Origin of the sequence: Cryobacterium sp. 10S3, from assembly GCF_034344045.1 — a bacterium.
GTDB classification, from domain to species: Bacteria; Actinomycetota; Actinomycetes; order Actinomycetales; family Microbacteriaceae; genus Cryobacterium; species Cryobacterium glucosi.
Genome location: NZ_CP133773.1, coordinates 3,129,245 through 3,152,136, shown reverse-complemented (window position 1 = coordinate 3,152,136; position 22,892 = coordinate 3,129,245). Strand labels below are relative to the sequence as shown.

General features: G+C 68.6%; 17 protein-coding genes. 14 read left to right on the top strand and 3 right to left on the bottom strand.

The window, feature by feature from the left end; genetic code table 11:
- The first annotated feature begins 5 nt into the window (after window positions 1–5).
- Complete coding sequence (locus RHM57_RS14715) at window positions 6–1,658, top strand: sensor histidine kinase (RefSeq protein WP_134449859.1); 1,653 nt, start codon at window positions 6–8, stop codon at window positions 1,656–1,658.
- Window positions 1,659–1,684: 26 nt separating this feature from the next.
- The gene (locus RHM57_RS14710) at window positions 1,685–2,842 is read left to right on the top strand and encodes a GGDEF domain-containing protein (RefSeq protein ID WP_134561649.1); all 1,158 of its coding nucleotides are present in this window, start codon (window positions 1,685–1,687) and stop codon (window positions 2,840–2,842) included.
- 40 nt (window positions 2,843–2,882) lie between these two features.
- Here the strand turns inward: RHM57_RS14710 and RHM57_RS14705 are convergent, their stop codons facing one another.
- Window positions 2,883–3,494 (bottom strand): hypothetical protein, encoded by a 612-nt coding sequence (locus tag RHM57_RS14705; RefSeq protein ID WP_322188469.1) that lies wholly within the window; start codon window positions 3,492–3,494, stop codon window positions 2,883–2,885.
- Between the two features lie 119 nt (window positions 3,495–3,613).
- Between RHM57_RS14705 and RHM57_RS14700 the strand changes: the two genes are divergently transcribed.
- Both RHM57_RS14700 and RHM57_RS14695 read left to right on the top strand, forming a co-directional pair.
- Window positions 3,614–5,068 (top strand): glycosyltransferase family 2 protein, encoded by a 1,455-nt coding sequence (locus tag RHM57_RS14700; RefSeq protein WP_134449862.1) that lies wholly within the window; start codon window positions 3,614–3,616, stop codon window positions 5,066–5,068.
- Window positions 5,065–5,553, top strand: a complete 489-nt coding sequence (locus RHM57_RS14695; RefSeq protein ID WP_322188467.1) for a hypothetical protein — start codon at window positions 5,065–5,067, stop codon at window positions 5,551–5,553. The genes RHM57_RS14700 and RHM57_RS14695 overlap by 4 nt, the downstream gene beginning before the upstream one ends.
- Before the next feature lie 54 nt (window positions 5,554–5,607).
- On the opposite strand, the gene RHM57_RS14690 is transcribed toward RHM57_RS14695, so the two are convergent.
- Complete coding sequence (locus tag RHM57_RS14690) at window positions 5,608–6,855, bottom strand: winged helix-turn-helix transcriptional regulator (protein ID WP_134558020.1); 1,248 nt, start codon at window positions 6,853–6,855, stop codon at window positions 5,608–5,610.
- 86 nt (window positions 6,856–6,941) lie between these two features.
- Window positions 6,942–7,940, bottom strand: coding sequence for a glycoside hydrolase family 6 protein (locus tag RHM57_RS14685; protein WP_134449865.1), 999 nt, complete (start codon window positions 7,938–7,940; stop codon window positions 6,942–6,944).
- 169 nt (window positions 7,941–8,109) lie between these two features.
- On the opposite strand from RHM57_RS14685, the gene RHM57_RS14680 reads away from it, so the two are divergent.
- The 10 genes from RHM57_RS14680 to RHM57_RS14635 all read left to right on the top strand — a co-directional run bounded on the left by RHM57_RS14680 (window position 8,110) and on the right by RHM57_RS14635 (window position 22,769).
- The gene (locus RHM57_RS14680) at window positions 8,110–9,582 is read left to right on the top strand and encodes a malate:quinone oxidoreductase (protein ID WP_322189872.1); all 1,473 of its coding nucleotides are present in this window, start codon (window positions 8,110–8,112) and stop codon (window positions 9,580–9,582) included.
- Window positions 9,583–9,697: 115 nt separating this feature from the next.
- Entirely contained in the window at window positions 9,698–11,281 is a 1,584-nt protein-coding gene (locus RHM57_RS14675) for an Rv2578c family radical SAM protein (RefSeq protein WP_322188465.1), read from the top strand.
- Between the two features lie 153 nt (window positions 11,282–11,434).
- The gene (locus RHM57_RS14670) at window positions 11,435–12,715 is read left to right on the top strand and encodes a sensor histidine kinase (protein WP_134558018.1); all 1,281 of its coding nucleotides are present in this window, start codon (window positions 11,435–11,437) and stop codon (window positions 12,713–12,715) included.
- Window positions 12,712–14,082, top strand: coding sequence for a hypothetical protein (locus tag RHM57_RS14665; protein WP_322188463.1), 1,371 nt, complete (start codon window positions 12,712–12,714; stop codon window positions 14,080–14,082). The genes RHM57_RS14670 and RHM57_RS14665 overlap by 4 nt, the downstream gene beginning before the upstream one ends.
- A 55-nt stretch (window positions 14,083–14,137) precedes the next feature.
- Window positions 14,138–14,857 (top strand): thymidine kinase, encoded by a 720-nt coding sequence (locus RHM57_RS14660; RefSeq protein WP_134561647.1) that lies wholly within the window; start codon window positions 14,138–14,140, stop codon window positions 14,855–14,857.
- 130 nt (window positions 14,858–14,987) lie between these two features.
- Complete coding sequence (locus RHM57_RS14655; protein ID WP_241984987.1) at window positions 14,988–15,644, top strand: response regulator transcription factor; 657 nt, start codon at window positions 14,988–14,990, stop codon at window positions 15,642–15,644.
- Entirely contained in the window at window positions 15,641–17,881 is a 2,241-nt protein-coding gene (locus tag RHM57_RS14650; protein WP_322188460.1) for a hypothetical protein, read from the top strand. The genes RHM57_RS14655 and RHM57_RS14650 overlap by 4 nt, the downstream gene beginning before the upstream one ends.
- A 125-nt stretch (window positions 17,882–18,006) precedes the next feature.
- On the top strand, window positions 18,007–19,680 hold the full coding sequence (locus RHM57_RS14645) for a GspE/PulE family protein (RefSeq protein WP_134449871.1): 1,674 nt from the start codon (window positions 18,007–18,009) through the stop codon (window positions 19,678–19,680).
- A 30-nt stretch (window positions 19,681–19,710) separates the two neighbouring features.
- Window positions 19,711–21,540, top strand: a complete 1,830-nt coding sequence (locus RHM57_RS14640) for a PilT/PilU family type 4a pilus ATPase (protein ID WP_322188458.1) — start codon at window positions 19,711–19,713, stop codon at window positions 21,538–21,540.
- Window positions 21,540–22,769, top strand: a complete 1,230-nt coding sequence (locus RHM57_RS14635; protein WP_322188456.1) for a type II secretion system F family protein — start codon at window positions 21,540–21,542, stop codon at window positions 22,767–22,769. Before RHM57_RS14640 ends, RHM57_RS14635 begins: the two co-directional genes overlap by 1 nt.
- Window positions 22,770–22,892 lie beyond the last annotated feature (123 nt).

Genomic DNA, 22,892 nt, shown 5'->3' with positions numbered 1-22,892 from the left:
AGTCCATGAGTGAGACCGGGATGGACCGAGCGGTGAGGTCGAATCTGTCGCGCCTCGACCGTTCCGTCTTCCTCTCCCAGCTTCTCCTCGCCGGGGCGACCCTCTTCCTCGTCGCTGTCACCGGGCTCACCGCGATCCAGCGGCTGAGCTCCCCGATGTTCTTCCTCGGCGTGCTCCTGATTTTCATCGTCACGGCCGTCAGCGCCCTCGTCACGTGGAGCGACCACTCCAAGTACTGGATCGTCCTGCTTCCCGTCGTCGACATCATCGCGATCGTGCTGATCTGGCAGGCCGCGACCGCGATCGGCGCGAGTTTCCTCCTGGTGCTTCCCGTGATCTGGCTGTCGACGCACTTCGGAGCGCGGGGTGCGACGGGGAGCGTCATCCTGGCGGCCGTCATGATCTGGGGCGGGACCCTGTTCCGTTCCGTGCCCATTTCCCTGGCCGACGTTCCCCAGCTCGCGATGATACCGACCATGCTGGGCTTCGTCGCGGTGACCACGCACCTGACGACCAAGCGCGCCGCGGCGCAGCGGGTGCTCCTCACCCAGCAGGCCGGCCTGTTCGAGTCGGCCCTGCGACGTTCACGCCGCCAGGAGCAGACCCTCGACGAACTCTTCAACGCTGTGGACTTCGGGGTCGTCGGATTCGACCGTGCCTCCACGGCGAATTTCCTGAACCGTGCCCAGCGCGAGCTGCTCGCCCTCTATGGCACGACAGACAACCGGCCGGCAGTCGTCAGCACGGTGTTCCACGAAGACAGGGTGACCCCGTACGACGAGCTGGACCGGCCGTACTCCCGGGCGCTCCGCGGGGAGACCATCGACCGCCTCACCGTCTGGGTCGGCGAACCCGGCCAGCAGCAGGCTGCCCTCCTGGTCTCCGCGCGACCGATCACCGACGAGAACGGCGACTACGACGGCGGCGTCATGGTCTCGCGTGACGTGACCGCGGAAGTCAGGGCGATCCAGGCCCGCGACGACCTCGTCGCCTCGGTGTCCCACGAGTTGCGCACACCGCTCACGTCCATCCTCGGCTACCTCGAACTCGCTCTCGATGACGAACGTCTCGACCCGTCGACCAGGGGCATGCTCGAGGTCGCGTCGAAGAACTCCGACCGACTGCTCGAGATGGTCTCCGGGCTGCTCACCGACGCGAGTGATTCGAAGCACGAGCCTCCGCTCAACGTCGCCCCGTGCGACCTGGCCGGGATCGTCGCTGACGCTCTCGAGTCCGCCGGCCCTTCGGCCTCCAAACGCACCATCGGGTTCGATGTCGAGGCCCTTCCCGCCGTCACGGTCGAAGCGGATGCGTTCCGCTTGCGGCAGGTCGTCGACAACGTCCTCTCGAACGCGATCAAGTACAACGTCGAGTCCGGGCGGATCGGGGTCACGCTGGCCGTCGCCGACGGGCTGGCGGAATTGCGGATCTCGGATACCGGCAGGGGGATGACCGCCGAGGAACAGACCAAACTGTTTGACAGGTTCTACCGTGCGGACTCGGTACGGAATTCGAGCGTGCACGGCACCGGGCTCGGGCTGAGCATCAGCAGGGACATCATGCGCAAGCACGGGGGCGACCTGCGCCTCGAATCCACCAAGGGCAAAGGCTCGGTGGCGGTCTTCACGCTACCCCTGACGCCCGTCGCCAGCCGATAGACTGCCCTCAGAAGGGGGCCCAGCACTTGGACTCGACCACACTCTTTATCGTCAGCGCGCTCATCGTCGTGCTCTGCGGGGTGTCGTTCATCCTGAACACGGCCCTCAACCGCAATGACGCGGCGGGCAAGCTCTGGAGCCTCGCCTTCATCGCAGGGATCGCCGTGGCCTTCGGCTACGGCGTGGCGATCATCGGGGCATCGAACTGGTGGGGTCTCCTGGTCGGCAACGTCGGCCTCGTCGTGCTGTCCGGGGCGTTCTGGAGCGGTTCCCGCCTCTACAACTCGCGGGAGTCCCTGCTGTGGACCGTCGGAGCGGCCGGAGCGGTCGTCGCGATCTGGACGCTCGTCACTGCGCCGGGCGGCGACGGCTGGGGCGCCTCAGGGGTGACCTGGGCGGCCATGGCCGCCTTCGGCGCCCTGGGCGGTTCTGAGGCGCTGCGGGGCAGGCTCGGCAGGAACATCAACGGCAGGATTCTGGGTCTGAGCCTCTGGATCGTGACGGTCTACACGTCGGCGCGGGTGGTCGCCCTGGTCGCGCTCGGCCACGACCACCCGGACTTCTCCCGGTTCTTCGGAACAGGATCTGCGTCGATCGTCAACATGTCCCTGATCGTGGTCGGTTCCATCGCCATTTCGATCCTCCGCGCCGAGAAGCTCGGCAACAACGCCGTCGGGGACTTCACCGATGGCATCCACTCTGCGGCGGGCGTGATGACGTCTGGTGCCTTCGTGCAGGCGGCGACCGACCACATCGAGAGGGCCGACCGCTGGCAGCTCGGACTCGCCGTGATCGGTGCCGACATCGACAACCTCCCGGAGATCAACACCGCCTTCGGGCGCGCCGCAGGTGACGCGGCCATCGCCCGGTTCGCCCAGACTCTGCGGTACAGCGCGCCCGTGATGGCCCTGATCGGGCACCCCGCCGCCGGCAGCTTCCTCATTCTCGTCAGTGTCTCGTCCGCAACGGAGGCCCGGAGCATCACCGAACGCATCCAGACCGCGCTCGTCGACGAACCGGTCACGGACTCCTATCGCATCCGCCTGACCGCGAGTTTCGCCATCGCGGACACCTTCGACCACGGCTACGAGCTCGGCGTGCTCACGTCGGCCGTCACCGAGGCCATCCGCACGCTCAAGCGCGGCGGTGGCAACGACATCACGGTCGTCTCCGAAGCGGCCTGAGACCCGACGGACCGAGTCGCGGAAGCCGGCCGACCGGCGGCTATCCGGCGGGGGTGAGCGCGACGGTGATCTCGTCGCTCGCCGTCGACTTGGCGAATGCCGCCGAGGTCGGCGTCGACTGCACGAGGACCTCGTAGGTGAATGCGAGCGTGATGCTCGTCGCAGCGGGGTCGACCGCGGGCAGGATGAACGTCTGGCTGTAGCTGTACGGCGTCTTGATCAGGTAGCCGGGCGCGATCGAGGCCTGGTCGACCGAGGCGGGTGGGGCGGTCAGGGGGCCGCTGGGGCCCTTCACGGACGCGGCGACGCTCACCCGGGAGAGGTAGACGGCCTGGCCGTCGTCCGTTCCGAGGGTTCCGATCAGAGAGAAGCTGATCGGCTTGTTCGCGGAGGGTGTCCATTCGCCGATGTTGAGCGTCGACCAGTAGTTCACGGCGAGGGTGACATCGCCGGCCTTGAGGTTGCGGGTCGTCGAACCGGTCGCGAGGTCATTGATCACCGGAATGATCGGGGCCACCGAGAAGGTGGCCGTCGGCGTGCTCGAGGCGAGACCCGTCGACCAGAATGCCTGGCCGCATCCGCTCAGAGACGCTGTGAGCAGAAGACCCAGACCGAGCGCGGGAAGCACTCGTGAGAGGGAACGAGCAGGCATGAGGACTCCCGTGGATCGTGGTTCAAGCCCGAACAGGGGGGCTGCGCTTGAGCTTATCTTGCGGAGACCTTGACCGGGGGTGTGGCAAAAGTTGCGGTTCGGATGGGAGAGTAAGACCTGTGAACGAGAACCCCCAGAATTCCCCGTATGTCAAGGCCCAGCCCCCGGTTGACCCTTCCCTCGCGGCCTACGCGAACGATTTCACGGAAATCGTCGACGCTCTGCCCGTGTTCCGCCCGACCATCGGGTGCATCGTTCCTGCGTACAACGAAGCGGACTCCATCGCTTCAGTCCTGGATTCCCTGCTCGCCCAGACGCGTCTTCCCGACGTGATCCACGTCGTCGTGAACAACACGACGGATGACACGGTCGAGATTGCCAGCCACTACGCCGGCCCGCACATGCGGATGACCGACGGTGTCGAGCAGTTCACCGAGATCTTCGTCCACGACATCGGGGAGAACCCGGACAAGAAGGTCGGTGCGCTCAACTACGGCTTCTCGCTCATCGAGGGCTGCGACTACCTCCTCGGCGTCGACGGCGACACCACCGCAGACCCCCGGGCGGTCTGGCACCTCGAGGCCGAGATCTCCTCCGACACCCGCGTCGGCGGCATCTCCGCCATTTACAGCATCGACGACAGCCAGATCGACGGCACGATGGGTAAGTTCCTCATCGCCGGCCAGCGCACCCAGTTCGCCGCCTTCAACATGCAGAACATGCTCCGCGGCCGCAACATGGCCGTCCTCGGCGGGCAGTTCTCGATCTTCTCGATCCGGACCCTCCAGGAAGTCATGATCGACAGCAAGCAGTCCACTCCGTGGGTGAAGGACAGCGAGGTCGAGGACTCCCTCCTCTCCCTGCAGATCAAGAGCGCCGGCTACCTGACCAAGATCAGCGCCCAGGCCCGCGCCAACGTCGGCGGCATGACGACCCTGCGCGGCCTCGACGCCCAGCAGGTCAAATGGAACTTCGGCGCCATCGAGCTGATGTGGCCCGGCCAGCGCGGCGACACGAAGGGGCAGCCCTTTCACCCCAACCTCCGGCTCCGCTGGATCGAGAACTTCTCGATGGCCGTCAACATCGTCACCCGTGGTCTGTTCATCATCCTGCTCGCCGCATCCCTGTCGATCGGCGCCTTCGTGTTCAGCCCGGTCTGGCTGATCCCGCCGCTCGTCGCACTGCTGCTCAACTTCCGCACGGCCTGGTCGATGAAGAACCGCAACGGGCGGGACTTCTTCTTCGCGCTGGCCTGGTTCCCCGCGGAGATCTACATGTGGGTGCGAATCGGACACTTCCTCAGGGCCTGGACGAAGTTCGCGAGCAACAAGCAGGTCGACAACTGGGCGGAGCAGGCCAAGGCAGAGCGCGGCTCCGGAAACGCCTTCCTTTTCCCGCTCATCTTCGCGACGGCCTTCTTCGCCGCGCTCGTGTTCATCTGGCTGCAGCTGCCCGTGGTGGCGCAGTCGACGGTCCTCTGGATCGGCTGGCCGATCCTCGGCGTCACCACCATCATCCAGACCCTCACCATGTTCGGCACACTCGTCAAGCGTCACCGGGGCTACCGGGTGTGATCGCCCTACTCGAAGACGGGGCGCTCGAGACGCTGCTCAACCAGGTGGGCGGCGATACCTCGCTGCGTCACCGATTCCTGCGCGACTTCGTCGCCCTCTGGCCCAGCCGGGCCGAGCGGCTTGCGGAGTCCCTCGCCCGGCCGGACCTGGAAGAGGCGCACGTCGTCCTCCTCAGCATCCGTTCGACGAGCACGATGGTGGGAGCCGTCGTGCTCGAAGCGACCGCTGCCCTCGTGCACAGTGCGCTCTCGCGCAATGATCTGCCGGGCTGCCTGCAACACATGCGGCGGCTTGTCGAGGTCGGTGAAGCCACCTGTGCCGAGCTCGCCGTGCTGACGACCAGGGCAGAAGACGCCGAGCGCGCCCAGAAGGCCTGGCAGGCTCAACAGGGGCAACAGCAGGCTCAGTATGAGCAGCAGTCCCAGTTCGGCGACCGTGCGGTTCCGCCGCGGCGCTGGGAATTCCCCGCGACGCACGCTCACTGAAACAGGGACGAGCCTCGGGCCCGCCCCTGCGGAGTTCCGGCGGAGAGCCGGGCCTCAGTCGTCTTCGGAAGCCGCCAGCCGGTAACCGACGCCGCGCACGGTCTCGAGCCAGCGCGGGGTGGTGAGGCTGTCGCCGAGCTTGCGGCGCAGGTTGCCCATGTGCGCTTCGACGGCACGCTTGTCGGCCTCGTTCACGTAGTAGGCGGTCACGTAGCTTTCGCCGCGCAGGAGGAGCGCGAGGTCCGCCTTGCTGCGCACGCGGCGCTTGGAGTCGAGCAACGCGGCGAGCAGGTCGAATTCGGTGCGGGTGAGGTCGAGCTCCGCCGTGCCGAGTACCGCGAGACGCATTTCCGGGCTCAGGCGCAGGCCGTTGTGCTCCATCCAGTCCGCGGCGTCCGGAACGGCGGGCTGCGGCGCGATGAGTGCGAGCGCGTTCGAGGGGGCGGATGCCTGCGGCTGGGCCACCGGGGGAGCCTCGGGCGTCGGGGCGGGCGCCCAGCCCTGCGGGGGCGCCGGCGCATACTCGACCGGGGCGGGGACCCAGCCGGACGGCCCGGGGACGTATCCGGGCGGTGGGGCCTGCTGATACTGCACGGGCGGCGCGGCCTGCTGCGGTGGCGCCTGCTGGTACTGCGCGGGCGGCGCCTGCTGGTACTGCGGTGCCTGCGGCTGCTGCGGGGCCTGCTGGTAGGTCGTCGGCTGCGCAACGGGCGGCTGCTGGTAGTGCGGAGCCGCTGTGGCCGGCCGGTACTCGACCGGAGGGGCCTGCGCGTATTCCGGCGCGGATGCGGCCTGCGCGTAGTCGGTGGTGGCGTGCTCTGAGGTCGCATACTCGGCCGGCGCTGCCGGGAAGCCGGAGTCGTCGGAAGCGTCCGCAGACGGGGCATCCGCATAGGTCGAAGACGGTGAGACGAGGGCCTGGCGGGGACGACGCATCATGGCGTCGATCCTGGCGCGCAGTTCGCGCGGGCGGAACGGCTTGGTCATATAGTCGTCTGCGCCGGCCTCCAGGCCCTGCAGGGTGTCGATTTCCTCGTCGCGCGCGGTGAGCATCACGATGTAGGTCGAGCTGAAGGCGCGAATGCGCTTCGCGGTCTCGAGGCCGTCCATACCCGGCATGCTCACGTCGAGGGTCGTGACGATCGGGTCGTACGCCCGCACCGCGCGCACGCCGTCGACACCGTTGCTCGTCGCGATTGCGTCGAAACCGGCCTGGGTCAACACGGCCTCGAGGAGATGACGGATATCGTCGTCGTCCTCGATGATGACAGCAACGCGCCGCTCACTCTCCGTTGTTTCCATGATCTATCTCCTAGCTGCTTCGGCCTGCGACCGAAAACGAACAATGAACGGTGTGCTGTCGAGGGGAGTGCCGGCGGCACCGGGGCTTACCATCCGGCGGCCTTGGTGAGCGCGAGTGCCTGGGCGTTCCACCAGTCCCCTGCCGTGGGGCCGCCGTTGCAGGTTCCGTCGCTCTCGCCCGGCTGCTTGATCCAGAGGTTCGCATCCTGGGCGCCCTGGTTCGAGACGACGGAGGGCAGGACGCCGAGGGCGCGGCCGGGGGGATTGCACCACTCGCCGTTCGAGCCCGCACCGTTGCGGGAGGTGTCGATCACGTAGTGGGCGCCGTTGGTGAGGTCGGAGACCTGCTGTGCATACGCGTGCTCGGCCGCGGAGTCCATGTAGTTGGACACGTTCGTCGCGAAACCGCGCACGGAGGCGATGCCCGAGCGGTTGAGCAGCCCGGCCATCGCGGACGGGGCGATCCATTCGGAGTGGCCGGCGTCGAGGTAGACCGTTGCGCGCGTGGGTGCGAGGAGGTCGACTGCGGTGTGCACCTCGTGCACCCGCTCCTCGACGTTGTTGCACTGGGTGGCGAGGGAGAGGGCATCGGGCTCGAGGATCACGACGGCCTCGCGCAACGTCAGGCTCGTCGCGATCGCCTGCACCCAGCCGGGGTATTCGAGCACCGAGAGTCCGCCGGCCGAGAAGTTGCCGCAGTCCCGGTTGGGGATTCCGTAGAGAACGAAGACGGCTGTCTTCCCGTCCTTGATCGCGGCATCTGTGATGGTCGCGACCTCTTCGCCGACCGTGTCGAGCGGATACTTCTCCGGCGTCAGCCAGATCGCCGCGGGCTGGGCGGCGAGCCGGCCCAGCGCCGTCGCCTCTGCCGAGGTCGCCCCGAACCTTTCGGCTGCATCCGCTGCGGCCTGCGCCGCCGAGGAGGACGGATTAACGTAGAACGAGGTGGTTGCCAGCGGGTTCACGGTCTGACCTCCGGGTACCTGCAGGGCGAAAGCGCTGACGAAAGTGCCGAGGGCAAGCACGGGCACCGCCAGGGCGATGATGCCGAGGACGAGACCTGTACGCGAGCCGGACGAATGCACGAACCCACCCTATCGGGGGGGTTATACAGATATGTTACGCAGGAGTATCGTCTGACGGATCTTTGTTCCGTTTTGGTGTCCCATTTCGCCCCCAGTCCGGGGTGATCGGCGGTATCGGACGCGGTCAGGCGCCCGTGCGCGCGGCGTTACACTCGAACGTGTGAATCCAATGGCGCAGGTTGATGTCGTACTTATTGGTGGCGGCGTCATGAGCGCCACTCTCGGCACCTTGATCAAACAGGTGCAGCCCGACTGGAGTATCGAGGTCTACGAGCGCCTCGGCGAGGTCGCCCAGGAGAGCTCGAACCCCTGGAACAACGCGGGGACCGGTCACGCTGCCCTGTGCGAGCTCAACTACATGCCCCAGGCGAGCGACGGAAGCGTCACCGCCGACAAGGCCGTGAGCATCAATGAGCAGTTCCAGATCAGCCGCCAGCTCTGGTCGTCCCTGGTCATTGACGGCGTTCTGCCCGAACCGACGAAGTTCATCAACTCGACGCCGCACATGACGTTCGTGCACGGCAAGTCCAACGTCGAATACCTGCGCAAACGGTTCGCGGCGCTCAAGGACCAGCCGCTCTTCCACGGGATGGAATACAGCGAAGACCCGGCCGTCATCGGCACCTGGACCCCGCTGCTCACGAAGAACCGCCCGAAGAACCAGCGCATCGCCGCGACCCGGATCGCCTCGGGCACCGATGTCGACTTCGGCGCACTCACCCGCTACCTCTTCGACGACCTCGCAGCCAAGGGTGTCGGCGTCCACGTCAACCAGCAGGTCACCGGCCTGAAGAAGCTGACGGACGGCACCTGGCGGCTGAACCTCCGGCGCCTCGTCGGCGGGCACCCCAGCATTGTGAAGGCCCGCTTCGTGTTCGTGGGTGCCGGCGGCGGCGCGCTCGCCCTGCTGCAGCAAAGCGGCATCCCCGAGGCACGCGGCTTCGGCGGGTTCCCGATCAGCGGCCAGTTCCTGCGCACGACCAATCCCGCGGTCGTTGCCCAGCACCAGGCCAAGGTTTACGGCAAGGCCGCCGTCGGCGCCCCGCCGATGTCTGTCCCGCACCTCGACACCCGCCACGTCGAGGGGGAGGCCTCGCTGCTGTTCGGGCCCTTCGCGGGGTTCACGCCCAAGTTCCTCAAGTCGAGCACCTGGTTCGACCTCCCCTTCTCTGTCCGTGGGCACAACATCGGCCCGATGCTCGCCGTCGCCAGGCACAACGTCGGCCTGATGAAGTACCTCTTCGGCGAGGTCTTCGCGTCCCGCACCGCCAAGCTCAAGGCCCTGCAGGAGTTCATGCCGACGGCGAAGATGGCCGACTGGGAGCTCATCACCGCGGGCCAGCGTGTCCAGGTGATGAAGAAGGACCCGAAGGAGGGCGGCGTGCTGCAATTCGGCACCGAGGTCATCACCTCGGCCGACGGCAGCATCGCCGGCCTGCTCGGGGCATCCCCCGGGGCATCGACCGCGGCTCCGATCATGGTCGACCTGCTCAAGCGCTGCTTCCCCGAGCAGTACCCGGCCTGGGAACCGCGACTCCGCGAACTGATCCCGAGCCTCGGCACGACCCTGTCCGACGACCCCGCTCGCGCCGCAGCCTCCCTCGCCGCGACCGCCGCGACCCTGCACCTCACCAACCCCTGACCGATCACCAACCCCTGACCGATCCGACGGAGTCGGGCACGATCTCCGTCGAATCGGTGAGGGCGGATGCTGCGTCACCCTTGCGCAGGCATCGAACGTGTGTTCGAATGTATGCATGCGGTGGAGCGGGCAGGAACTCACGACGGAACAGGCGGGCGCGCTTCCCGGTCTTGCCCGGCTGAACAACCTGGTGCGGAGCGTGCGCACCCCCGAGTTCGCGGGGATCACCTTCCACGAGATCCAGGCCAAGTCCGCGCTCAACCGGGTGCCCGGCCAGAGTGCCATGCCGTTCGGCTGGACGATCAACCCCTACCGAGGCTGCTCCCATGCGTGCACATACTGCCTGAGCCCGGAAACGCTCATCCTGATGGCCGACGGACGGCAGAAGCCACTCTGGGAGGTCAGGGTTGGCGATGCGATCATGGGCACGGAGACCGTCGGCGCCTACCGGCGGTATGTGCAGACCACAGTGCTCGCTTCCTGGGACACCCGGAAGCGCGGCTACCGCGTCATCCTCGCTGACGGCACCGAGCTCGTGGCCAGCGGAGACCACCGCTTCCTCACCGAGCGAGGGTGGAAGTTCGTCACCCGCGCCATGCGCGGGGACGGTCAACGTCCCTACCTGACCGAGAACAACAAACTCATGGGTTTCGGGCTCGTAGGGCCCGCCATTGACCGGAAGCTGTCCATCGCCGGTGCAGCCGTGAAGTCCGCGGCATTGCTTCAGGTCGTGTCCGTCGAGGACCTGGGGACCACGATGGACATGATCGACATCACGACCGGGACCGGCGACTTCATTGCCAACGGGGTCATCAGCCACAACTGTTTTGCCCGCAACACGCACACGTACCTCGACCTCGACGCCGGCAAGGACTTCGACAACGAGATCATCGTGAAGGTCAACGTCGCCGAGGTTCTCCGCAAGGAGCTCGCCAGGCCCGCCTGGGAGCGCAACGCCGTCGCGCTCGGCACCAACACCGATCCCTACCAGCGTGCAGAGGGTCGCTACCGGCTGATGCCGGGCGTGATCGCGGCGCTCGCCGACTCCGGCACCCCGCTCTCGATCCTGACCAAAGGCACCCTGATCCGGCGCGACCTCGATCTGCTCGTGGAGGCGAGCACGCTCGTGCCCGTCGACCTCGCCCTCTCGATCGCGATCTACGACGACGAGCTGCAGTCAGCAGTCGAGCCGGGCACGCCATCCACGGCGGCGCGCCTCGCCACGGTGACCGCCATCCGGGAGCGCGGCCTGCGCTGCTCCGTGTTCATGATGCCGATCCTGCCGTTCCTCACCGACACCCGGGCGCACCTCGACGACGCCCTCCGCCAGGCGAAGGCTGCCGGGGCCTCCGACGTGATGTACACCGCGCTGCACCTGCGGCCGGGGGTGCGCGACTGGTTCATGCAGTGGCTCGCGAGGGACCACCCTGACCTCGTGCCCCGCTACCACGAGCTCTACGGTCGCAACGCCTACGCACCCAAGGGCTACCGGCAATGGCTCGCGCTCCGGATCAAGCCGCTGATCCGGGCGCATGGGCTCGAGCACGGGCTCGAGGATCCCGTCACCGGAGGCGTCCGCTCCCGCGCGCTCGCCCGCCCCGCGCCCGCCGTCCCTGCGTTCCCTGGCCGGCCCGTGCCCGGCCCGGGGTTGCTCATTGCGGGCGAGCTCCCGCCTGAGCTGCAGCCGACCCTGTTCTGAACTGCGGCTCCGCACAGCGGATGCCTCGCTGCGCCCCCGCCCCGGCTGAGGTGTCGCAGATCGACGTTCAACGCCCACGCGAACCTCGATTCGCGACCCTTCACGCCAGAAGGACTCCACCGGATGCGATAATCGACGGAGAACGGAGCGGCAATGACCCTAGGCCTCCCCGACCATCTGGTCGGTACCTCGGTCGGGCGTGCCCTGGCCCAGGCCACGCACTGGTTCGGCCTCACCTGCCTGGTCGGTGCCCTCGTCTCGATCGCCGTTCTCGGCATCAGCCACCCGAGCGCGCAGATCGGCGTGAGCCTGATCGGGATCCTCTCGATGGCGATCCTCCTCTTCCTCCTGTCCCGCCACCGCACCGTGCTGCTCTCGGTCGCCTACCTTCTTGTCGGCTCCGTCGTCACCTACGTCGTCAGCGTCACCCTGCTCGGGCTGCCCGAGCTCTTCCACAGCTCGGACGTCTTTCTCGTGTCCATGCCGAAGATGGCGCTGCTGATGGTCGGCGGCGTCGGAACGGGCGCCCTCGTGGGCGTGCTCTGGGGCACCGCCGGCTTCATCCTCGCCGAAACCGTGACCGTCCTCGCCGCCCTCGAAACCGGGGTGCCCTATCACCCCGATGCGTTCACGGTGTCGACGTACCTCTTCCTCGTCGGGGTGATGCTCGTGAGCGGCCTCGGCCGGCGCAGGCACCGTCCGGTGCAGCTCGCCATGCACCGGGCGCTGCAGGAGGACCAGTCCCGGCTGCTGCGGCACGAACTCGACGTGCGCGCAGTCGCCCTCAGCCAGGACACCACGCTCAACCAGCTTGTCGCGCTCGTGCACGCCCACCCCGGGCCGCTCGGCCCGCACCTGGCCGCCGGCATCCGTGAGACCGTGGACACCCTGCACGGCACCAGCTGGCTCACCGACTCCGACGAGCGACTTTCCGGCCCGGACGGCTGGCTCGACAGTGCCGTCTACTCCGCGATCGAACGCTGCCGTGACCGCGGCCTCGTCGTCGAGGTCACGGGGGAGCGCGCCGCCCTCGGCCGCCTCGACGCGGTCGCCGACCGCGAGCTCGGCCTCGCCGTGCAGCAGTGCCTGATCAACGTCATCCTGCACGCCGGCATCGTCTCCGCCGAGGTCGTCATCGAATCCACCGACCGCGATCTCTCGGTGATGGTGATGGATGCCGGCCGCGGCTTCACGGAATCGGAGACCGGCGCCGACCGCCTCGGCCTTCGCCAGGCGGTGCGCCGCCGGATCGAGCGCCTCGGCGGCTCGGTCACGATCATGACCCGTCCCGGTGCGGGCACTTCCGTGCTCCTGACGGTGCCTGCGCCTCCCGGTGACGCCGTCGAACGGCCCGGCACCGGTGCGGCAAGCGGCCCGGCATCCGATCCGGCCGGCGACACCGCGAGCGACGCCGGGATCGGCTGGCCGCTATGAGCCGCAGCTCCCTGACCCAGCAGCAGCTCGATCCGCTCGGAGCCCTCGCCGCGTGGCCGCTCGCGCCGGCGATCGCCGCGATCGTCACGGTCTCCGCAGTCACGGCCACGATCACCCAGGCCGGCCAGACCGGCAACGCGCTCCTGGGCTCCCTCGCGATCGCGGCCGTCACCCTCGCCGCGATCCTGCTCGTCCTCGCCTCCCGCCCGAGAAACGCACCGTTCCGCGCCGCCGCACACGTGGCCATCGCCGTGCTCGCCCTCGCCGCCTACCTGCTCGAACAGGCCTCCCGCTGGAACCACAACGCCCTTATCCAGGACGACTTCGGTCCCGTCGCGATCGGCCTCCTCCTGCTCGGCCTCGCCCCCTACCGGCCGTGGCGCCAGATCGCGGCCTCCGCCGGGGTCCTCGCGCTCGTCGTCGCCGCGGTGACCTGGGTGCAGGCGCCCTTCCACTCCATCGACGTCGCCCCCGTCGTCTTCGCCGCCGTCGCGGTCACCCAGGTCCTCGCTCCCGCGCTCGCCGGGGCCGCATACTCCCGTCGCCTCGTCGGCTCACTGCTGGCCTGGCAGACGGATGCCCGCCGTGCGATCATCGAGCGCACTGAGGAGACCAGGGCCCGTGTGGTCAGGGCCGTCGTCGAGCAGCAGCGCACCGAACTCGCCGCCGGCGTGCTCCCGCTGCTCACCGAGGTCCTCGAACGCGGCGAGATCACCAAGGCCGACATCACCCGGGCCGGTGCGCTCGCCGCCGACGTGCGCAAGGCGCTCCTTCGCGAGCTGGACAAGACCTGGCTCGACGCGGCCATCGCGAGGGAGCGCGCGGCACTCCTGGCCCGCGGCATCACCCCGCTGCTCGTGGTCGCCGATCCCGACCGCCGCGCCGCCGCCTTCCATACCGACCAGCGCGCCGCGACCGCGGCCCTGCTCGGTGCCCTCTGCTCGGCGCCGGGCTTCGACCCCTGCAGCCTCGTCGTTCAGGTCACCGCGGGCGACGAGTTCCGCGGCACCGGGTCCCTGCGGCCGGCCCTGACCCGGTCGCCGCTCACCACGACGTCCGAGATCCCGCTGAGCACCTCCCCGCTCCGCACTATCCCCGACCGCGGACCCCGGCGCGAGACGCCCCCGGGCGCCGGCGCCCCGGCATCCGCCCCCCGGCTCGACCAGGTCACGATCCAGGTCGGCATCGACCTGCCCGCTCGGGCCGTTCGCGCCCTGCTGCGGCCCTACCTCGGCGTCCTGCACGTGGTGTTCGGGCGGGTGCGCGTCTCCACGAGCCGGGCATCCGGTCGTCGTCCGCTCGTGACGCTCGAGTTCGACGCGGAACACGGCCCCGAACGCCGACGCGTCGCACGCCCAGTACGCTGAACTGACCCGGGGCAGACGAACGCGCCGGGTGGCGCAGAGGGGGATTCCAGGTACCGTGGCAAAACTGTACTTTCGCTATGGAGCGATGAACAGCGGCAAGAGCACGTCGATGCTCCAGGCCGCATACAACTACGAGGAGCGCGGCCATCGTGTGCTGCTCGCCAAGCCGTCTGTCGACACCAAGGGTGATCGGGGCATCCTCTCGCGCCTCGGCGTGACGCGTGGCGTCGACTTCCTGCTCACCCCTGAGACGGATGCCTACGCCCTCTTCCAGGAGCACCGCGCTGAGGTCGTGGCCCGCGACGGGCTCGACGTCAGCGCCCTCCTCGTCGACGAGGCGCAGTTCCTCACCGAGGCCCAGGTCGACGACTTGCTCCGCATCGCGATCCTCGAGAACATCCCCGTCCTGGCGTACGGGATCCGCACCGACTTCCAGACCGTCGCGTTCCCCGGCAGCCGCCGCCTGCTCGAGATCGCGCACAGCCTCGAAGAACTCAAGACCATCTGCCGCTGCGGGCGCAAGGCCGTCTTCAACGGCCGCAAGATCGACGGGCGCTTCGTCTTCGCTGGCGACCAGGTCGCGATCGACGGGGCCTTCGTCACCTATGAGTCCCTGTGCGGCTCCTGCTACCTCGAGGAGAGCGGCGGGCGCCTCGGCCATCGGGCCATGAACGAGGGGAGGGGGCGCCCGGCTGTTTCTCCAGAAGACCTCGTCCCTGGCGAGACTGCGAGCGCCCCACATGCCCCCCGGCGCGTTCCCCCGGTTTCACCCTAGGACCAGCACATCACCGTCGAAAAGCCGTCACTTCCGGTGGCACCCGAACACGCACGCCGGCGGCAGGAACACCATCCAGCTTCACCGCACCGCAGGCGCCGTCCCCGTACGGCCTGACCGAAAGTTTCTCGTGCCCAGCTATCGCATTGCCTTGATCGATGACCACGAGATCGTCGCGCGCGGTTTCGCCGCCCTCTTCGGGGCGCTCCCGGAGATCCAGGTCGTCGCAACGGTCGCTTCGGTGACCGAACTGCTCGAATCGACCGCGCAGGCCAGCCACCCGGTCGACCTCGTGATCCTCGACCTGCGGCTGTCCGACGATTCGGCCGTCGGCGACAACGTCGACCGGCTGCGCTCCGCCGGTTCGGCCGTCCTCGCCTTCACCGCGGGCGACGACGCCGTGCTGATGCGCACGGCCGCCCGCAGCGGGGTGCTCGGCGTGGTGCGCAAGTCCGAACCGACGGCGGTGCTGCTCGACGCGGTGCTCCGCGCCGCCGCCGGGGAGCCGATCCCCTCGACCGAGTGGGCTGCCGCCCTCGACGGCGACCCCGAGCTCAACGACGCCGGGCTCAGCCCGCGGGAACGCGAAGTGCTCTCCCTCTACGCGGCCGGCGCGAAGGCCCCGCTCGTCGCCGCCCGCACCGGCCTCGCCGAGGCGACCGTGATCGACTACATCCGCCGGGTCCGTTCGAAATACCAGCGCGTCGGACGCCCGGCCAACACGAAGATCGACCTGTACAAGCGGGCCCTCGAAGACGGCATCCTGCCGGTCCCCGGCCAGCCGTGAGGCGCGGCCGGCGCCCGCTCGCCGGCCTGACCGCCGCCGAGCGCCTCGCCCGGGTGCTCTATACGTCGATCGGTCCCACCGCGGTGGTGTTCTGCCTCCTCAGCCTGGGCTCCTTCCTCAGTCAGGTCTGGGCACCGCGACCCCTTCCCGCGATCCTGATCTGGGCCCTCGTCTTCGGGCTGCCCGTCGCGCTCGGTGTGCTCTCCCGGCGGGCGTCGCTGAGGCTGCTGCGCCGGATCGCGCTCGCCGAGGGTGTCGTGTTCCTCGCCATCCTCGTCTTCTGGTTGTCGTTCCGGGCCACCCCGCTCCCGGCCGGCGCGGACATCCCCTGGGCCCTGACCTTCACCGGGGTGCCCGTCCTCGCCGTCGGCGTCGCCACCCGCGACCGCTTCGGCTGGGCCTATCTCGTCGTCGTCTGCGCGCTCAGCGGCCTCGTCCGCGCCGCGACATCGACGGATCCCCAGCCGGTCCTCGTCGGCCTCGAAGACGCCGTCTACTCGATGCTCCTCGTGGGCGTCTTCCTCGGGCTGATGATGGCGGCCCGCCGCAATGCCGTCCGGGTTGACGCTGCGACGGTCGCCACTCGGGCGGACATCGCTGCCGCCGCGGCGGGAGTGGCCCGCAGCCGCGAGCGCGTGGCGATCGACGCGCTCGTGCACGACAGCGTCATCTCCACCCTGTTGATGGCCGGCCGCGGCGGCATTCCGGCCGCAGCCCTCGCCGAGCACGCCGCTGCCACCCTCGTGCGCCTCGACGCGGTCAGGGACCGCGCCCCCGGGCAGCTCGTCCCCGGCCCGGAACTGACCCGACGACTCGAAGCCCTCGCCGCGCAGATCACGCCCGACGCCGTCGTCAACTCCGACCTCGACGACCGCTCAGTAGTGACGGCCGCAGCCGCGACGGCCCTGCTCGGCGCCGTCGGCGAGGCCCTGCGCAATTCCCGGGTCGCTGCGGGGGTCGGCCTTGACCGCCCGGTGCACCGCAGCGTCACCGCACGGATGCAGGGCCCCGGCCTCCGCATCACCGTCCGCGACGACGGGGTCGGCTTCGATCCCGCGAGCGTCCCGGCCGAACGCCTCGGCATCGCCCGCAGCATCGTCGAGCGGATGCGCCGCGTGGCGGGAGGGGCGGCCACGGTCTGGTCGCGGCCGGGCGCCGGCGCCGAGGTCGTGGTCTCCTGGACGCCGGAGGCGACAACGCTGGCCATGCCGGTCGCCCCGGGAACCCCGGCAACGCCCGCAGCCATCCCGCTGCTCGTCACCCTGCCGCGGAGCCTCGCCCTCGTCCTCCTTGCCGTCTTCGCCGCGGTGCACCTGCTCCTCGCCTTCGGAGACCCCGGCCCCGCCGCAGGCCGGCCCCTCACCGCCCTCGGCCTGCTCCTGATCGTCGCCGCCGCGGCGTGGCTCCTGGTCATCGTCCCCGACCCGATTCCCCGCCGGGCCCCTGTCGTGGTGATCCTGCTCGCCACCGCGGGGGCCGCGCTCGCCTCGGCAGCCGTCGCCCCCGCATCCGCCCAGCCGTTCGCGCACTGGGCGTTCGGTGCCGTCACCCTGCTGCTCGTCCTGCTCGCCACCCGCGGACGGCCCGGCCCGGCCTGGGCCGGCTACGGCCTGCTCGTCGCGGTCGGCCTCGGCTGGGCGCTTCTGAACGGGCTGGGCGTCGCCGACGGCCTCACCCTCGTGGTGCGGCACGCCGCCACCCTGCTCGCCGGGGCGGTCTTCGCCGTCGGGCTCACCCGTTCGACCCGTACCCTCGCCGTGCTCAACCGGGAGCGCGCGGTCTCCATCGCGACGACCGCGAGCGCCGAAGCGGGTGTCACCGAACGGGAATCGGAACTCGCCCGAGTGAACGCGCTCGCCCGGCCTGCCCTCGAGCGCCTGGCCGGCGGGGAAGACCTCGATCCGCCGCTCCGCGCCGAGTGCCTCATCGTCGAGGCCACCCTGCGCGACGCCATCCGGGCCAGGACGCTCTTCGTCGAACCCGTGATCACCGCCGCCCGCGCCGCACGGCTCCGCGGCGTCGACGTCACCCTGCTCGACGACTCCGGCGGACGGCCCCCCGAGGTGCTCGCCGCGGTCGCGGGCATCGTCGCCGGCCAGCTCGATCTGCTCGACGCCGGTCGCCTCACCGCGCGGCTCCTACCGCCCGGCCGTGACGACGTCGCTTCCCTCGTCGTCGAGTCCACGGGCACCCGGATGCTGACGGTTTCGCCGGTCGGAAAGCTCCGCACCCCCTGATCGTGGGTCTGTCCCGGACTCGAATGCGGGGTTAGCGTTGGGCGTTACCAACTTTCCCGGGCGTGGATAGATTTGCTGCGTGCGCTCGCGGTTCTCTGCAGCTTCAGCCGGCGGGGGAGGATCACGTGGCTTCACTGACCGAGATTCTCATCCTGCACGGGCTGCTGCCGATCGAGAAGCTCGACACCCTCATGGCCGGTGACCCGGCCGACGAAAGCGCCGTGCGTGCACTCGTCGACTCCGGGGTGATCACCGAGGCGCAGTTCGCCCGTGCCCGCGCCGAGCAGGCCGGCCTCGCCTTCGTCGAACTGATCGACTTCCCCGTCGACCGGCTCGCCGTCGCCCTCGTCACCCCGGCAATGAGCCGCAGGCACCAGGTGCTGCCGATCGCGATCGAGGGCGGCCGCCTCGTGCTCGCCATGGTCGACCCCGGCAACGTGTTCGCGATCGACGACGTGCGCGAGTCCGCACGGATGCGGGTCATCCCCGTCGTCGCAGAGAAGAACGACCTGCTCGCCGCGATCGCCCGCTACCACCGCGCCGACGACGAGCTCAGCAACCTCACCACCACCATGGAGGACGAGCAGGCCACCGTCGAGGCCGCATCGGCCTTCGGCGTCTCCGACTCGCTCGACGACGACGCCCCGATCGTGCGCTTCGTCAACCTCCTCGTCAGCCAGGCTATCCAGGACAAGGCCTCGGACATCCACATCGAGCCCGCCGAGCACAACCTGCGGGTGCGGTACCGCATCGACGGGGTGCTGCACGAGATGCAGCGGGCGCCCAAGAGCATCCAGAACGGCGTCATCTCGCGCCTCAAGATCATGAGCGACATCGACATCGCCGAGCGTCGGAAGCCCCAGGACGGCCGGATGTCGGTCAGCCACGCCGGCCGCCAGATCGACCTCCGCGTGGCGACCCTGCCCACGGTCTGGGGCGAGAAGATCGTCATGCGAATCCTCGACAACTCCTCGACGACGATGGACCTGCACGACCTCAACCTGCTCGAGCACAACTACGAGGCGTACAGGAAGTCGTACACGAAGCCCTACGGGATGATCCTCGTCACGGGCCCGACCGGGTCCGGCAAGTCGACCACCCTGTACACCACGCTCAACTCGGTCGCCCGCCCGGAGATCAACGTGATCACGGTCGAGGACCCCGTCGAGTACCGGATGAAGGACATCAACCAGGTACAGGTGAACCCCAAGGCGGGGCTCACCTTCGCGAGCGCGCTGCGGTCCATCCTCCGCAGCGACCCCGACGTCGTGCTCCTCGGCGAGATCCGCGACCACGAGACCGCGCAGATCGCCATCGAGGCGTCGCTCACCGGCCACCTCGTGCTCTCGACCCTGCACACCAACGACGCCCCGAGCGCGATCACGCGCCTGACCGAGATGGGTATCGAGCCCTTCCTCGTCGGCTCCGCCCTCGACTGCGTTGTCGCCCAGCGCCTCGCCCGCCGCCTCTGCGACCGCTGTAAGGCCCCCGCAGAGGTCACCGTCGAGCGCCTGAACCAGCTGCGCTTCGGGTTCGACCCGACCCAGCCGCTGCCGGTGCTCTACCAGCCCATCGGCTGCCAGAACTGCTCGAAGACCGGGTACCGAGGCCGGCTCGCCGTGCACGAGGTCATGACGGTCTCCGAGAACATCGAACGGCTCGCCGTCGACCGCGCCTCGAGCGCGGACATCGGCCGGGCCGCCCGGTCGGAGGGAATGATTTCCCTCCGTGATGACGGCTGGGAGAAGGTCCGCATGGGCCTGACCTCGATCGAAGAGATTCTGCGAGTTGTTGCATAGCGCTCGTCGCATGCCGAAAGGAAAGAACGCATGGACAAGCCCATCTATGAAATTCCGGCCGTAGAGCCGGGAGAGAACGTCTCCTGGTGGGACCAGATCGCGGCCGGCCCCGCCGAGAGCGCTGCCCTCGAGAAGGCGGATGCCGAGCGCACCGCCGCCGAGCAGGTCGCGGCCGAGCGCACCGCACGCCTCCAGGCCGCGGTCGACAGCGCGGCGGCCGAACGTCGCGGCGCCGGAATCGACGAAACCGGCGGCCACGGCTTCGAACGCCGCAGCGTCCGTCGCGCCGAAACCGATTTCGCCCCGGCGCCCCTCCAGGGATTCGCGGCCCCGGCGGCATCCGCTGACGAGGACCTCGACGACATCGATGTGAACCAGGCCGAACCGCCCCGTTCCGCGATCGACTACACGCTTCCGCTCCCGGTAGCGGCCCCGTACACGCTCCCGCAGCCGGTGGCCGCACCGCACACTCCCCTGGGCACGCAGCCGATGGAGCCGCCCACCGGGACACCTTTCGTCGTTCCCTTCGTTGTGCCCACTGCCGCCGCCGAGCAGGAACGGGTCGCCGACCCGGGGATGACCCCGCCGCAGGCGTACGTCTCGCAGAGCGCACGCCCGGCCGGTCGCCGCGCCGCGATCCAGGCCGAGCCGGAGACCCACACCGAAGGTGCCCGCCCGCATTCCCCCGTGCACATCGGCCCCGACGGCCGCCCCGCCGACCAGGACCTGATCGACGCCCTCCACCTCGTGCTCGAGCTCGAGGCCTCCGACCTGCACATCACCGTCGGCGCCCCGCCCACGATCCGCATCGACGGCGCCCTGCGCCCGATCGAGGGCCTCCCGGCCTGGATGCCGGAGAAAGTCAGGACGGCCCTCGAGAGCATCATCTCGCCCGCAGACCTCGCACGATTCGAGGACGACCGCGAGCTCGACTTCGCGTACACCGCCGCCGGCGCCCGGTTCCGGGTGAACTTCTACCACCAGCGCAACTCGATCGGTGCAGCCTTCCGGCTCATCCCGCGCGAGATCAAGCCGCTCAAGGAACTCGGCGTGCCCGAGTCCGTCGGCCGGTTCTCGCTGCTGCCCCGCGGCCTCGTCCTGGTCACCGGGCCTACCGGTTCCGGTAAGTCCACGACCCTCGCCGCGATGGTCGACCTCGCCAACAGCACGAGGCCCGACCACATCGTCACGGTCGAGGACCCGATCGAGTTCCTGCACAAGCACAAGAAGTCGCTCGTCAACCAGCGCGAGGTCGGCCACGACACCAAGAGCTTCGCCGCCGCGCTCAAGCATGTGCTGCGCCAGGACCCCGACATCATCCTGATCGGTGAGCTCCGGGACCTCGAGACCATCTCGGTGGCCCTCACCGCCGCCGAGACCGGCCACCTCGTCTTCGCGACCCTGCACACCCAGGATGCCGCGCAGACGATCGACCGCATGATCGACGTGTTCCCGCCCCACCAGCAGGGTCAGATCCGCACCCAGCTCGCGGCGACCCTCCGCGGCGTGGTCTGCCAGACCCTCGTCAAGCGCGCCAACCAGAAGGGCCGCGTGGTCGCGACCGAGATCCTCGTCACGACCCCCGCCATCGCCAACCTCATCCGCGAGGGCAAGACCCACCAGATCACCTCGATGATGCAGGCCGGTGGCGGCGAGGGCATGCACACCATGGACCAGCACCTCGCGGACCTCGTCGACTCCGGCCAGATCACCCGCCAGGCGGCCCTCGACAAGGCCCACGACGTGGAGAGCCTGCAGCAGCTGATCAAGCGCGCCGACACGACGACCGACGACTCGTCCCGGACTATGGGCAGCGGTGGCGTCGACTACGGCGACACCTACTCCATCCCGCAGCGCTGATGTCGACCGCGCAAGCCTGGGCCTACGTCGGTCGCGACAACAACGGCAAGACCGTCAAGGGCAAACTGGATGCCTCGAGCGAGGGGGCCGTGGCCTCGCGCCTCGGCGCCATGGGTATTTCGCCCGTCTCGATCAAGGTCTCCGCCGAGGGCACCGGCCTGAATCGCGAGATCAACATCCCCGGCTTCACGAAGGGCGTCGGTCTCAAGGACCTTGCGATCATGAGCCGACAGATGGCGACGATGATCGGCTCGGGCCTGTCCCTCCTGCGCACCCTCAACATCCTCGCGGAGCAGACCGAGAACAAGCCCCTCGCGAAGATCCTCAAGCAGGTTCGCGACGACGTCGAGACCGGTGTCTCGATTTCGGAGTCGTTCGCCAAGCACGGCCGCGAATTCCCGCCGATCATGATCAACATGATCCGGGCAGGCGAGACCGGCGGCTTCCTCGATCGTGCCCTCGAGTCCATCGCGGCGAACTTCGAGAAGGAGGTCAAGCTTCGAGGAACGATCAAGTCGGCGCTGACGTATCCCGTGATCGTCCTGATCATGTCTCTCGTATCGGTATTGATCATGCTCATCTTCATCGTGCCAATCTTCGACGACATGTTTAAGGGCCTCGGGAGTGGCCTGCCGATTCCGACTCAGATTCTCGTTAACATCTCGCATTCCATGATTTATGTTGTGCCTGTACTTGTCGTGGTTGGCCTGGTCTTCAGCGTCTGGTGGAGCAAGAACAAGAACACGGAGAGGGTGCGCCGCGTCCGCGACCCGATTATGCTCAAACTGCCCGTGTTCGGGTCATTGCTGAAGAAGATCGCCGTTGCTCGGTTCAGCCGCAACTTTGCTAACATGATCGGCGCTGGCGTGCCAATCCTGCAAGCGCTGAAGATCGTCGGTGAGACCTCGGGCAACTGGGTCATCGAGAACGCACTCGTCAAAGTGGCCGAGTCCGTGCGCCAGGGTCAGTCGATCTCGGCACCGCTACTCGCGCAGCCTGTCTTTCCGCCGATGGTAACCCAGATGATCGCAGTCGGTGAGGACGCCGGCTCGCTCGAAACCATGTTGAACAAGATCGCCGACTTCTACGATCAGGAGGTCGAGTCCTCTACCGAGCAGCTCACCGCCGCGATCGAGCCGCTCATGATCGCCTTCCTCGGGGTAGTGATTGGCGGAATGGTCATCGCCCTATACATGCCGATCTTCAGCCTCGCGAGCGCGATCAAGTAGTGACGGGCGTCGCCCTCTTATTGGGGGTGCGATTGCATGCAATACCCCTCATTCATGGGTCGCCGCTGACAATGACCTGCAAATACGCTAAGAGTCCGATCGGGCCCGATGGCCGGTTCCACA